Source organism: Archaeoglobus neptunius (genome assembly GCF_016757965.1).
GTDB classification, from domain to species: domain Archaea; phylum Halobacteriota; class Archaeoglobi; order Archaeoglobales; family Archaeoglobaceae; genus Archaeoglobus; species Archaeoglobus neptunius.
On the sequence record NZ_JAEKIW010000003.1, the window covers coordinates 66408 to 79109 of the forward strand.

Consider the following 12702-nt stretch of genomic DNA (forward strand, 5'->3'; position numbering starts at 1 on the left):
CTCCCTAAGACTTTCGAAATTCATCAGCCTCGTAGTAGCTAATTTTTTAAATTATCAGGTTTAATTATTAATTGTGGAACTCGTGACCTGGAAAAGAGTTGCAGGCTGGAGGTGCCGGCGCTGCGGAAAGTGCTGCAGAGACCTTGATATCATGGTCACGCCTGAAGAGGAAAGGAGACTGCAGAAGTACGGTGAAGTTTTTGAAAGAGGCAAAATACTGACATATCTCAGGAAATTAAACGGGAAATGCATTTTTCTGAGAGGAAACACGTGTACAATTTACAGTGAACGTCCAATGGCATGTGTAAAGTACCCCTTCTACTTCAGATTGAAAGGCGATGCAGAGGCTTTCTTTCAGGGTATCTACGTTTACGTCGATCCTTCATGCCCCGGACTGAAAATAACCCGGTGTCCTGTCCCAAATTTTGAAATCGCCGCCATCATCTACCAGTTGCTGAAAAATGAAAAACTTATTATAGTGTAATTTCAATATTGAAATATGGAAAAGGTGAGGGTACTTAGTTTGTCCTTTGCTCTGGTTAACGTTGCCGATTACATCACCACTGTTGAGGGTATTAATCACGGATTTCATGAGCTGAACAGCCTAGTGGCATCTTTAACCCCCGGTTTATTCCTCATGTTAAAAATTCTGATAGTATCCTCAATCACGGCCTTAATCATGCTTACCTGCGATCTCAGAAAGAGAAATGTTTACGCAAGAGGTGTTTACGTGGGTCTTATCGCCGGAATGGGCATCTCAACAGTTGTTATTGCAGTAATAGCAGCCCACAACGCACTGCTTCTGGTCGGTTTTCCGGAAATTGAAATTGTGACCAGAATATTCTCAAATATTCTGATCTAAAACCTCCAGAACCTCGGCTTTCAGGCTCCCCTTCCCACCTGTGGGTTCTGCGAGAGTTCTGCCGCAAATCAAACACTTGACAACCGTTGATGGGTGGTCAAAGATCGTCTGCTCGTGCTCGCAATCCGGACACTTCACCTTAATGAACTTGCTTTTTTTGACTGCCAACATTACCACCCCCTTACCTCTCCACAAGCTCAAATCTCTTTGCCCTCCAGGTCGGGCGGTGATGGGCTTTCTTGCATTCCGTACATCTGAACCTTATGTTGACCCTTTTGGTCGGCTTATCTCCTCCGGGAACCTTGCTGAACTTACCGAGATTTCCGACCTTTCCCCGCCTTGCCTTCTGTCTGTTAATCCATTTCAGCGAACTGGCCTTTCCCTTGCTAACCTTCTCCACTTCATGCAACGTGTGTTTTCCGCAATATTTGCAGAACGTTTTAATTTTCTTGGGATATTTCATCCTCTTTCACCTCTATCCTCTCTGCAACACCACCTTTTATCAGAGCATCAGCATTCAACTGAGGGAGTGTAACCACATCTTCTTTCCTCAATTTATATGTTTTTCCGTCAACACCCTGTATTTCAACATCTTTTTTAATCCTTACAAGTACTTTGTCATCCCTTTTGCGGATCTCTCCCTCAATAACGCTTTTCTTGAACTCCCTGATGATTTCCATAAGCCTCTTGAAAAAAGATCTCTCGTTACTGCACATATTTTCAATATCGCTCGTCATCTGCTGACCGCATACCTCAGCCCATGCAGCATTGATTATCTTGCCAGTCCTGAGCTCAAAAATCTTTCTTTGCAGCCGCCTCAACGCCCGTATTTCATCTTCGTATCTGAAAAAGTCAAAATCATTGGCGGAGGCTTTAAGCTCCTCTAGTTCCTTTATTCTTGCTCTTATTTTTTCATATAGCTCGTCATCAATTTTGGAGAGATGGTGACGGTTCTTCTCAACGAGGAGGAGCAACTCATCTATGTTCATCAAAGTCCTTACGAGTTCCTGAACTTTAATGTTGTTCATAATCTTTAAATCTTAGATAGCCAAGAACCTACATGGAGTTCCGTAAAGAGATTGAGGTGGCAAAGGTTCTTGTTGGCGGTAAGGTTGACGAAAGCGTTGTAGAAATTCGTTACGACCCTTTAACCCTCCAAACAACGAGAATCGTAAAGAAGAACTTTCCCATACAGAGCGGTGACTTTTCGGAGGAAATTGAGAGCACAAAAAGCTGGTGCCCTTTTTGCTCTGAAAGGATTGATCAAATGGCTGCCCGCGACCCGGAGATCATGAACGGGGAGCTTTGGAAAAGGGGTGAGGCGGTACTATTCTCAAACCTCATGCCTTACTCAAAGCACTCCCTCGTTTTGAGGTTGACGGAAAATCACTTTGTCGGCGTTTCGGAGTTTAAAACCAAGCATTTCATCGATGCCTTTATTCTGGTTCAGGATTACATCAAAAAGATACCTGACGGGAAATACTATGTAACAATCGGTATGAACTACCTGAAACCTGCAGGAAGCAGCATAATGCATCCCCATATTCAGGTCATGATTTCTGAAGTTTCCACGGACTACTTTGCGAGACTTGACTGGAGTGCACTGGAGTTCATGGAATCCAACGGGGTAGATTACTGGAAGAAGCTTGTGGAGGATGAGATAGAGGGGGAGAGATATGTCGGAAGGACTGACAAAACCGAATGGATTGCGGCTTTCGCTCCAAAGGGCTTCTTCCACATAATGGGTATCCCGGAGGAAAGGGAGTTTGCAGAGATGAGTGAGGAACAGCTTAAAGGCATTTCCAGCGGAATTGTAAAAATTCTGCGATATTATGGCAGTAAAAATCTCAACTCGTTTAACTTCACGCTCTACTGTGCTGACAGGCTTGGAGAGCACTTCAGAACGAACTTCCACATTGTGGCGAGATCTCCTTTCGGCAAGTATTACTGGTGTGACGTGTTCTACCCCAAAATGCTCCACGACGAGAGCGTTGTATTTTTCACACCAGAGGAGTATGCCAGAGAGATCAAGGAACGCTGGGAGGAGCTATGATTGTTGAGTCCTATCTGTACGAAAAGCTGAACGGAGAGGTGAGGTGCAACACCTGCTGGCATCGATGCAAGCTCAAAGAGGGAAAGTGGGGAATTTGCAGAACCAGAAAGAATGAAGATGGAGTTTTGAAAGTGTACAACTACGGGATGGCATCTTCAATAGCCCTCGATCCGATAGAGAAAAAGCCCCTGAACAATTTTAAGCCCGGAACCAAGGTGCTGTCTTTCGGAAGCGTTAGCTGCAACTTTAGATGCCTGCACTGTCAGAACTACGAAATCGCATTTGCAGACCTAAATTACACCTACATCAGGGAAATTGATCCCGGTGGAGTTCTAAGAATGTGCATGGACAGAAATGCGGACGGTGTAGCATGGACATACAACGAGCCTTCGATATGGCATGAGTTCGCTCTCGATAGCTCAAGACTTGTTAAGAACTCAGGATTTTTCGTCGTGTACGTAACAAACGGATATATGACTCCAGAGGCCGTAGATCAGTTTGAGGGGATTCTCGACGCTGCCAACGTCGATGTGAAGGCCTTCAGTGAAAGATTTTACAGAAAGGTTTGCAAGGCCAGTCTGGAAAACGTTATCAGAAGTGTTGAGTACATGCACAGAAAGGGAGTTTTTCTGGAGCTTACATACCTCATAATTCCGGGTGAGAACGACGACAGGGAGGAGATCAGGGAATTCGCAGAATGGGTTGTGTCAGTTGACGCAAGAATTCCCGTTCACTTTTCAAGATTCCATCCGGACTTCAGGATGATGGATAGGTCAGCAACACCGGTCGAGAAAATCGAAGAGGCAATAGGTATTGCGAAGAAAGCGGGTATTGAATACGTCTACGCAGGCAACGTTTGGGGTCATGAATACGAGAATACGTACTGCCCGAACTGCGGAGAACTTCTGATAGCACGGGAGGGTTTCTACGTTTACAACATAAATGTGGTAAAGGATCAACCACCGAGATGTCCAAATTGCGGTTACGAGCAAAACATCATTCTTTAAGGTGGTTTCTGATTATTTCGTCAACATTTTTTCTCACCGCAGAATAGTCATACGTGCATTCAACGATGTTTCCTGCCATCAGGCCGTTGAGGTTTCTCGGGTTGAATGGCTTTCTGCCACCGTACACGACTAGTGTGTCTGCCCTAAACTCCTCACCATCAACCTCAACCCTCTCAACTCTTTTTCTCCCGAACACCTCCGCAGGCTCTGTTGAATTCACGACCTCAACATCGTAGTCCATACTCACAAACTGCGAAGATGCAGTATCCACAACTTCACCTCCAGTCCTTGCAAGAACCAGCACCCTGCTCCCGATCCTGAATCCAAAGGCCAGCAACCTCAAAGCCGTTTCGAGGGTGTAAATACCGGCAACTCTTTTTCCATAAACTCTGCTTGCCGCCGGTGTTAGATCGGTAGCTCCAGTACAGATTACCGCCTTCGCATCACAGGTCTCAACACCTCTGGCACTCAGTACCTTAAAGGGCACGGTTGATAAAACACAGCCCTTCCTCACGTCCAGATCTTCACTCAGCTCGTTAATTTCAGAAATAAACTCACCGTATTGGTCTTTAAACTCTTCTAGCTTTTCAAAAATTCGCAGCTCCCCTCCCACAACTCCCGCATCATAGAGGATTGCATCAAACCCCATGTCCGTCAGAGCCCTGGCTACCCTCAAACCGGCATATCCGGCACCAACTACTGCATACTCCATGCGATATCACTCCCTTCAATCTCCTTTTTCGCCTCACCCGCATGTTCATACATAATTCTGATTATGCTGGCATGACACCTGCAGCAATCCATTCCAGCTCTGGTAAGATGCTTGACGGTATCAAAGCACCTGCCCTCCTCAAGAGCGTTCAAAATTTCGGCCTTGCTCACCATGTTGCATATACAGACAATCTCACCGAAATTCTCATCCTCCGCCACTGCTCTGTTTATTTCCATCTCATCCATCTCCGAAAGTCTTTTCCATTCCGGCTTCTTCAAATCATCCTTCTTTCTCAGTTCGAAAATGGATGAGAGCATTTCAACGACCATTTCAGCTATGGCTGGGGCTGCGGTCAGGCCGGGACTCTGAATTCCCGCTACGTTTATGAAGTTCCTGATCGGCTGGTTGATCACAAAGTCTTTCCCCGCAATTGATCTCACGCCGGCATAAACCGCAACAATCTCCTCAGGTCTTCTTTTAAACAGCGGCGAGAATTTTGCCAGTATCCCGTCAATCTCCCCCTTTTTCACTGAGGTGTCCTCCTTGCTCTCAACGTCAATCAAATTCGGTCCCCATACTGGCTTTCCGTCTATGCTGACCAGAGCTCCTCCACCCTTCGTCCTTTTGTTTGGCTTGAGTGGGATTGCCACAACCAGATGATTCGAGAAGCTCCTCTCACCGAAAACCAAATGTGTGCCCTTTCCAGGGGTGATTGTCATATCATAACCAACCATTCTCGAGATTTCGTCAGCATGCAGTCCGGCGCAGTTCACAACACATCTCGCCTCAAAATCACCTTTGGTCGTCCTGACAGTGAAGTGATCTCCCCTGTTCTCAATCCCAACAACCTCACAGTCGTAGTGGAATTCCACTCCGTTTGCCTTCGCAAACCTGCATGCAGAGGCAGTCATTTCAACCGGATTTACAACTCCAGCAGTCGGGAGCAGCAATCCTCCCCATATTTCCTCTCTGAGGTTGGGCACCATTTCCAGCACTTTTCTCCTGCTTAACCTCTTGGACCTCACTCCATTGATCCTGAAATAAAGCTGGATCAGAGGGATCGCAAGGAATGTGAGGATGTTCGTTGCAACGAGGATCAGACCAACCCTTTTAAAGGAGAAACCGAGTTCCTCAGCCTCCCTGTCCATCATGGCATTTCCCTTTAGACACAGCCTGCCTTTGAGGGAGCCGAAAGGTAGCTGCAAAGGGTGAATTATTCCAGAACATCCCTTGGTCTGATCCAATCCTGGTCCGGACTTTTTTTCCACTACAACAACGCTGAGTTCGTATTTTGATAGTTCCTTGGCCAGAAAGCTGCCGGTTACACCTGCGCCAACAATAAGCACATCCTTCACAATGTGCCTTTGACCCTCAGTATTAAAATTTTCACCATAGTGAATTGAGGAGATGGTATGTGATTGCCCTGCCGGGCAGTTTGATTTTTCAGAACCTTTAAATTCTCCCTGCCAACTTTCATCCGTGAAAGTCGAGATCGGAGACTTTGAGGAATGGCTGAGGGAGAGGGGTTACGATCTGATGATGGGGGAGGAGAACTTCAGGCTATATCTCAGGCTCGGTTTTTCTTCAATGCTTTTCTACAACAGCAATCTCCTGTTCAGTTTCATTCTCGACAGGATTGGAGTTAAAATCCCTGAGGATAGGGTGCCCGACAGAGCAAGATTTGAAATTGCGAAAAGAATTAGAAGGATTTCAGCCACAAAAAACACTCTTGAAATAGAAATTTAATCTCTGGTTTCAACTATTTTCTCCCTCTCGCTTGGAATCACCCTTATTTTTCCGTCCGGAAACTCGATCTCAAAGGTTTTCCCAATGACCCGATCAAGAAAGACCGCGAGAGCCGCGACCTCACTGTGGGGCTGCGTGCCAATGGAGACATTCATGTCACACATCTCGTAAACTTCAGGCGGCACTTTTTCGGCCCCCACAACGATCAGAACTCTCCTTGCCCTTTTAATATCCTCAATTTTCTCCGGTAAAGGTCTTCCGTACATCGTGAGATGTACTTTCAGTCCATCGAATTCCCTGAGAAGCTTTTTCCAGCTCACAGCCTCGATGAAAAAATCTCCACCCCATCTCTCAACAACATCCCGTACACTCTCAAAAACAGAGGAATCTTCCCTGTCAAAATAAATTCCCTTCGCTCCCAGAGCTCTTGCAGTTAAAGCAACGTGAGTTGAAATCCTTCTGTCCCTCTCTGGCCTGTGGCCGAGTCTCAGAACGTAAACCTCCATACTACCTCCTGTAAATTCTGTATATCGCCTCCTCAAATGTTTCGTCTTCCTTTTGGTAAAACACACCGCATACCTTTTTGTCAGAGCACAGCTTTAGTGCTGTCTGAACACTGTCAGCCCTTTCGACCCATTTTATCTCGTCTCTGATCCCCCAGAAATTGTTGAAGCTGACGCATGGCTGAAGGATTTCAACGAATGAAAATCCCCTGTGTTTCATTGCATCGTACATAATTTGTGCAAGCTTCTGGATGTCGCCGGCAAAGGCCCTCGCAACAAAGGTGGCACCGCTCATCAGCATAAGACTGCATGGTTCGATGGGATTTTCGGGATTTCCGTATGGTGTTGAACGCCCTTTTTGCCCTTTTGGACTCGTTGCTGTGACCTGACCCGTCGTAAGACCGAAAACACCGTTATTATGGAGAAAAATAGATATGTCTGTATTTCTCCTTGCCGCATGTATCAGATGTTCAATACCCTCGTTCATCGCATCCCCATCGCCCACAAAACCAACTGAAATCATTTCTGGGTTCGCAAGCTTGAAACCTGTCAGAAAAGGCGGAACCCTCCCGTGAATAACATGAAAGCTTGGAACTTTGAGATAATCAGCAATCTTGCCATGACATCCAATTCCGGATGAAACAACAACTCTGGCATTTCCAATCATTTTAACTGCCTTCTCAAACGCCCTCATGATTCCAAAGTTTCCGCATCCCGGACACCACGTAATCTTTGCAGAAGTTTTCACCCTATCACCTCCTGGCGAGCTCTTCTTTGACTTCCTCCGGTGTGAAAGGTCTCCCATCCCACCTCAGCACCCTTGCAACATCTATACCGGTCTCCCTCTCAATCAATCCGGCCAGCAACCCCCTGTAGTTGCACTCAACACAGATTACATTTCCACCAAGTTTCGGCAATATCAAAGGCCTTAAAAACCGAATTCCCAGTACCGAATAACCAAGCTCTTCTGCAGCTTCCAAAACTGCACCAAAATTGCTTCCCCACGTTACAATGGTATCCTGACCGTTCTTAATAAGCCAGTACGGCTCAAGTTTCTTAACTTCCTTCAGAATCTCCTCTTCCTTTCTCATTCTTTTCGCATACATCTCAGTTGCCATTTTCGCATCGTCGGTTGTTATTCCAAACTCATCGTGCTCGTTGCTGTTGCATTTAACAATTGCAGGCGGTACTGCAAATCTCGAAATCCCGCTCTCTGTAATCTCGTACCTCGGAAACACATCATCTGTAACAGAACTGAAAATATCCACCTCCTCAACTTCAACTCCATCTAAATCCTCGTTCTCATAGCTCTCGGTCATGTGCTTCTCCGTAAGAAGAATTGTCGGTGTCTGGAACTTCCATGCAAGATTCAGTAAAGTGCCCGCCAGAATGTAGGAATCCTTCAACGTAAGCGGAGAGGCAACGATAACCGGAAATTCTCCATGTGCCGGGCTGAGGGAGAAGTAAAGGTCCTCCTGCGCTGTAAATGTAGCCATACCTGTTGATGGAGCACTTCTCTGAGCTAAAATGATTAAAAGCGGTATCTCTGCCATCGCAGCAAGACTTATGCTCTCGGACATTAAAGCAAAACCTCCTCCGCTCGTACCGGTAGCACTTCTCTTTCCTGCATATGCACTGCCTATGGCCATCATAATTGCCGCAATCTCGCTTTCTGGCTGTATGGCATAAGCAAGCTTCTTTTTTGCAAGAAAATGAAGAACCGGTGATGCCGGTGTCATTGGATAGGCAAAGTAATATTCAAGCCCCGCATCGACCATTCCGAGGGCAATGGCCTCCGACCCCGAGAACACATTTCCATCCTGAGATTTTTTTGCAGGGATTTCCATCAACCTATCAAAATTTCTCTCGGCATAATCAAACGCAATTTTTGCCAGTTCCACGTCAACTCCCGATTTCTCGCCGTACTCTGACTGAAAGACCTCATTCAGGAATTTTAACTCCACACCTGATAGATGGCAGAAGCTGCCAAGAGCAGCCGCATTTCGGTAAAGAAATGACAGATTTTCTTCTTTCACAAATTCTGAAAGTGGAACCGGGAATGAATTTGAATACTCACACTCGAACTTGGCATCGTGAATAAGAAAACCCTTCAACCTCTCTATGTGATTTTTCAAAACATAATCCTCAAGGCATATCATTGCATCGTAATAAAACCTGTGTGCGTGCACCTTTCTGTCCGATATTCTGACAACACTTGCATTATGCCCTCCTCTGATAAGGGACTCGTATTCCTGATACACGAACACATTGTATCCCATCCTGGAAAAAAGCTTGGCAAGTACTTCCCCTGCCTCTTTAACACCATCCCCAGCCGCTCCCGCGATACAGACGTTGAAGTCGAACATGTTCGAAATGAGTTCTTTAAAATTTATAACATTTTGGTAATAGTACTTTAACAGCCCTATCCAGGACTTCTATTTCTGCATAACCCTCCCCGACGGGATTTCCGTCGCACGAAATTATCTCATCAGCCCACACTCTCACCGTTTCATCATCAAAACTCATCGTCTGTGTTACAATCGGTTCAATTTTCCTCAGATCATCCTTGGTGTACGTCGAAACCACTATGCCCTCACTCACACATGCAACAACTGCCTTAAAATTGAGGAACGCCGAGAGAGATGCCCCTCCCGCAGTACCTTTCCCGAGAAATCTCCTGTCAGATAAAGAAAAAAAGACGTTGCCAAATTCCCCCTCCACGATCCTCTCTCCCACCTCAACACGCGCCCTGAATTTTCTCGGTAATGCAACAGCCCTCTCTCCCATCATGAACTTTCTCGCATCAACCTGAACTCTTTTATTTCCAACCGTCGCCAGAATCGTGGAGCCAACAACAACGTCGTTGAATGCAATCCTTTCTTCATTCCCTATCTTCAATTTCAGCCCCCTCATATCACATGATTTGAGCTCATCAGGATCGAAATCCGGCGGACATAAAACAGGACTCACATTGGTTGTGCCGATACCAATGCAGAGTAACGGACTCTCCGGTCTTGCCGAAGCCGCATCGCTTACGGTTCCGTCCCCACCAAAAACAGCTATCAGATCCACAACCCTATCAATCTTTTTAACCAGGTCTACGGTGTCATCTCTTGTTCCCTTTAAGGGTATTTCGACTGTCCGGGGATTTAACACTTCGAGAATTTTTGCTGTATTCCCCGAAGTCCACACCTCACCTCCGAGCTTTTTCAGGGTGCTGACTATGAGTTCAACCTTCTCCTGGTTCAGCCCACCACCAGCGGTTGGATTCACAACAACCCCCACTCTCACACCATTCATTTGCTCATCATTTTTTTAAATCTCTCCCCAGACCTTGACCCATGCGGGTTAGGGTAACAAAAATGCACGGGAATGGAAATGATTTTATTCTGGTAGATGAATTCAAGGAGGTCATTATCCCGGAAAATGAGAAACCAAAGTTCGTTAGAGCGGTCTGCCACAGAAATTTTGGTGTGGGTGCGGACGGTGCTCTTTTCGTTCAGCCATCCGACAGGGCGGATGTCAGGTTCAGATATTTCAACAGCGATGGCAGTGAGGCTGCGATGTGTGGTAACGGGATAAGATGCTTTTCCCGTTATGTCGTTGAGGAGGGCTACGCAAGCAACAGGTTGAAGGTGGAAACTCTCGCAGGCGTTCTCGAGCTGGAGGTATACAACGAGGATGGATGGTGGGTCAGGGTTGATATGGGAAAGCCAAGATTTGAAAAAGAGAGCATACCCGCTGTGGAGGACGTCTGGGGGTACGAAATCGAATTTGAAGGTGAGAAATACAAACTCTACGCCGCAAACACGGGTGTTCCGCATGTTGTTATTTTTGTCGATGACCTGAATTTTGACATCATACCGCTGGCAAGAAAGGTGAGATACCTCAATGTGTTCCCGGAAGGGACGAATGTGAACCTTGCAAAGGTTGAGAGCAGGAGCAGGATAAGGATAAGAACGTACGAGAGAGGTGTGGAAGATGAGACTTTGAGCTGTGGAACGGGCAGCGTTGCAGTTGCAGCGATAGCCAGCGAACTTGGGATGGTTGACGAAAAAGTAGAGATTATCACAAAAGGTGGTGTGCTGAGAATAGAGCTAGCAAAGGATAGCGCATACATGACCGGCAGAGCGAACAGGGTTCTTGACGGATTTGTTAACGTAAAGGAGTTATATGAGGTTTGAGAACAGACTTGTACTGTCAGCAATGGCAGGAATCAACGATGCGGATTTTTGCAGGAATCAGAAGGCTGCTCTGGTGATTCTTGGTGGGTTTAGTGCCGATAAAACAGCTATGGAGGCTGCAAAGATGGCTGCAATGAGAGGACGGAAGGAATTCATTTTTTCCGAACCGCTGGATGGAATAGAGAGGGAGATAAAAAACCTTAAAAGAGAAAAGTTTGCTGTAAATGTCAGATCCGGCAGTCTTGAGGGTTATATGGAGGTTGCAGAAATTGTGGAGAGATACGGTGGAATACTGGAGATCAATGCTCACTGCAGACAGCCCGAATTCGTTTCGGCTGGGTGTGGTGAATGGCTGCTTTTCAATCCAGAAAAGCTACTGGAAATTACACGAGAAGTTTCCAAAATTTCCACAACATTTGTGAAAATTCGAGGAAGTCATCCGATTGATTACGAGAGGCTTGCATCCAAGATCTTCTCAGCGGGGGCAAAGGCAATTCACATTGATGCAATGATTCCAAACGGAGGCTGCAATTTTTCTCTGATCAGCAGAATATCCAGATACGGCCCCGTTATAGGAAACAACTCTTTCACGGATATTGAGAGTGGAGAAAAGATAATCAGGTCGGGAGCGAGAATGGCATCGGCGGCAAGGGCTGTTCTCAAGGACATGAAATTTTTTGAAAAGATGCTCAGAAGTGGGATTCTTTCCCAGCCCGTTGAGCTCTAATCGTGGGCTGTGCCTACAAGCTCAGTTATGGTACAGTTATTTGCCCTCGTGTATGCAATGAGACTTTCCTTGAGGCTGTAGAAGATCCTTCTGCTGTAATATACCGCCGATCCTATCTGCACAGCGTTCGCTCCTGCAAAGATGAACTCCAGAACGTCCTCAAAGCTCGTAACACCTCCACACCCTACAACCGGGATCTCAAGCTCCCTGTAAAGGTCGTAAACGCATTTCAATGCTATCGGCTTGATTGCCTTTCCACTGACCCCTCCAGAAATGTTGCTTAGAACCGGCTTTTTTGAAACAATATCTATTTTCATGCCCCTCAGTGTATTTGAAATCGATATTCCATCCACCCCTACCTTCTCGAGTTTCTTCGCAAGATTGACATAATCATGCATTGCAGATATCTTTGCAAAAACAGGATTTTCAGTGGAATCCTTCAACGCCATTACAATCGCCGAAGACAGTTCCAGATCACTCCCCACATCGTAACCTGCACCTTTGACGTGTGGGCAACTGAGGTTGATCTCGTAACCGTGTTTGAATGGCAGTGATTCGTCAAATATCTCAGCCAGCCTTGAGAAATCCTCGGGCGTATACCCGTAGAGGCTTACAATCAACGGTGACTCGTTTGTAAAATCCTTTAGCTCCTCTGCAAATTCGACTGCAGGAGGTGATGCAAGACCCACAGCATTGATCAGACCGCAACTCCAGTTTATAACGGTAGGGTTTCTGTAACCTTCTCTCCCCTCCAAGCTTACAGATTTTGTCACAACTGCCCCGGCATCCCTCGCAATGAGGTTGAGAGAATGAACGCTGCTTCCCAAAACGCCACTTGCCAGCATCAGAGGATTTTTCAGTCTCAGACCGCACAGCTCGATCTCCAGAGGATTCATTGATAGTTGTTT

Annotated in this window: 17 protein-coding genes; 7 read left to right on the forward strand and 10 right to left on the reverse strand. The window is 46.2% G+C overall.

Going from position 1 to position 12702, the window contains the following annotated elements; translation table 11 throughout:
• Window positions 1–73 precede the first annotated feature (73 nt).
• Window positions 74–484 carry a YkgJ family cysteine cluster protein gene (locus JFQ59_RS02625; protein WP_202318863.1) on the forward strand — a complete coding sequence of 137 codons (411 nt, stop codon included), beginning with the start codon at window positions 74–76 and terminating at the stop codon, window positions 482–484.
• A 15-nt stretch (window positions 485–499) separates the two neighbouring features.
• Window positions 500–862, forward strand: a complete 363-nt coding sequence (locus tag JFQ59_RS02630) for a DUF5658 family protein (protein WP_202318864.1) — start codon at window positions 500–502, stop codon at window positions 860–862.
• On the opposite strand, the gene JFQ59_RS02635 is transcribed toward JFQ59_RS02630, so the two are convergent.
• From JFQ59_RS02635 to JFQ59_RS02645, 3 genes are read right to left on the reverse strand one after another with little or no spacing between them, the layout of a single operon-like run.
• Window positions 845–1033 carry a 30S ribosomal protein S27e gene (locus JFQ59_RS02635; protein ID WP_202318865.1) on the reverse strand — a complete coding sequence of 63 codons (189 nt, stop codon included), beginning with the start codon at window positions 1031–1033 and terminating at the stop codon, window positions 845–847. The two genes, JFQ59_RS02630 and JFQ59_RS02635, sit on opposite strands and share 18 nt — an antisense overlap.
• 10 nt (window positions 1034–1043) lie before the next feature.
• A complete protein-coding gene (locus tag JFQ59_RS02640; RefSeq protein WP_202318866.1) occupies window positions 1044–1325 on the reverse strand; it encodes a 50S ribosomal protein L44e in 282 nt (93 codons plus the stop codon).
• Window positions 1303–1890 carry a hypothetical protein gene (locus JFQ59_RS02645; RefSeq protein WP_230972236.1) on the reverse strand — a complete coding sequence of 196 codons (588 nt, stop codon included), beginning with the start codon at window positions 1888–1890 and terminating at the stop codon, window positions 1303–1305. The genes JFQ59_RS02640 and JFQ59_RS02645 overlap by 23 nt, the downstream gene beginning before the upstream one ends.
• Window positions 1891–1922: 32 nt before the next feature.
• Between JFQ59_RS02645 and JFQ59_RS02650 the strand changes: the two genes are divergently transcribed.
• Together JFQ59_RS02650 and amrS are read left to right on the forward strand one after the other, a co-directional pair.
• The gene (locus tag JFQ59_RS02650) at window positions 1923–2915 is read left to right on the forward strand and encodes a hypothetical protein (RefSeq protein ID WP_202318868.1); all 993 of its coding nucleotides are present in this window, start codon (window positions 1923–1925) and stop codon (window positions 2913–2915) included.
• Window positions 2912–3922, forward strand: coding sequence for an AmmeMemoRadiSam system radical SAM enzyme (gene amrS / locus JFQ59_RS02655; RefSeq protein WP_202318869.1), 1011 nt, complete (start codon window positions 2912–2914; stop codon window positions 3920–3922). Before JFQ59_RS02650 ends, amrS begins: the two co-directional genes overlap by 4 nt.
• On the opposite strand, the gene JFQ59_RS02660 is transcribed toward amrS, so the two are convergent.
• Both JFQ59_RS02660 and JFQ59_RS02665 read right to left on the reverse strand, forming a co-directional pair.
• A complete protein-coding gene (locus tag JFQ59_RS02660; RefSeq protein ID WP_202318870.1) occupies window positions 3912–4634 on the reverse strand; it encodes an NAD(P)/FAD-dependent oxidoreductase in 723 nt (240 codons plus the stop codon). The genes amrS and JFQ59_RS02660 overlap by 11 nt on opposite strands.
• A complete protein-coding gene (locus JFQ59_RS02665) occupies window positions 4619–5989 on the reverse strand; it encodes an FAD-dependent oxidoreductase (RefSeq protein ID WP_202318871.1) in 1371 nt (456 codons plus the stop codon). Before JFQ59_RS02665 ends, JFQ59_RS02660 begins: the two co-directional genes overlap by 16 nt.
• A 124-nt stretch (window positions 5990–6113) precedes the next feature.
• Here JFQ59_RS02665 and JFQ59_RS02670 point away from each other — a divergent pair, with 124 nt between their 5' ends.
• The gene (locus tag JFQ59_RS02670; protein ID WP_202318872.1) at window positions 6114–6380 is read left to right on the forward strand and encodes a hypothetical protein; all 267 of its coding nucleotides are present in this window, start codon (window positions 6114–6116) and stop codon (window positions 6378–6380) included.
• Here JFQ59_RS02670 and JFQ59_RS02675 read toward each other — a convergent pair.
• Genes JFQ59_RS02675 through JFQ59_RS02690 form a run of 4 tightly spaced genes read right to left on the reverse strand, consistent with a single transcriptional unit; the run spans window position 6377 to window position 10174 of the window.
• Window positions 6377–6886 (reverse strand): tRNA (cytidine(56)-2'-O)-methyltransferase, encoded by a 510-nt coding sequence (locus tag JFQ59_RS02675; RefSeq protein ID WP_202318873.1) that lies wholly within the window; start codon window positions 6884–6886, stop codon window positions 6377–6379. The genes JFQ59_RS02670 and JFQ59_RS02675 overlap by 4 nt on opposite strands.
• A gap of 1 nt (window position 6887) precedes the next feature.
• Window positions 6888–7631, reverse strand: a complete 744-nt coding sequence (locus tag JFQ59_RS02680) for a thiamine pyrophosphate-dependent enzyme (protein ID WP_330999829.1) — start codon at window positions 7629–7631, stop codon at window positions 6888–6890.
• 4 nt (window positions 7632–7635) lie between these two features.
• Complete coding sequence (locus JFQ59_RS02685) at window positions 7636–9249, reverse strand: 2-oxoacid:acceptor oxidoreductase subunit alpha (protein WP_202318875.1); 1614 nt, start codon at window positions 9247–9249, stop codon at window positions 7636–7638.
• A gap of 16 nt (window positions 9250–9265) precedes the next feature.
• Window positions 9266–10174 (reverse strand): diacylglycerol kinase family protein, encoded by a 909-nt coding sequence (locus tag JFQ59_RS02690; protein WP_202318876.1) that lies wholly within the window; start codon window positions 10172–10174, stop codon window positions 9266–9268.
• Window positions 10175–10224: 50 nt separating this feature from the next.
• Between JFQ59_RS02690 and dapF the strand changes: the two genes are divergently transcribed.
• Together dapF and JFQ59_RS02700 are read left to right on the forward strand one after the other, a co-directional pair.
• Window positions 10225–11067 (forward strand): diaminopimelate epimerase, encoded by an 843-nt coding sequence (gene dapF / locus JFQ59_RS02695; protein WP_202318877.1) that lies wholly within the window; start codon window positions 10225–10227, stop codon window positions 11065–11067.
• On the forward strand, window positions 11057–11794 hold the full coding sequence (locus JFQ59_RS02700) for an MJ0144 family RNA dihydrouridine synthase-like protein (RefSeq protein WP_202318878.1): 738 nt from the start codon (window positions 11057–11059) through the stop codon (window positions 11792–11794). The genes dapF and JFQ59_RS02700 overlap by 11 nt, the downstream gene beginning before the upstream one ends.
• Here the strand turns inward: JFQ59_RS02700 and JFQ59_RS02705 are convergent.
• Entirely contained in the window at window positions 11791–12690 is a 900-nt protein-coding gene (locus tag JFQ59_RS02705; RefSeq protein ID WP_202318879.1) for a dihydroorotate dehydrogenase, read from the reverse strand. The genes JFQ59_RS02700 and JFQ59_RS02705 overlap by 4 nt on opposite strands.
• Window positions 12691–12702: the final 12 nt, after the last annotated feature.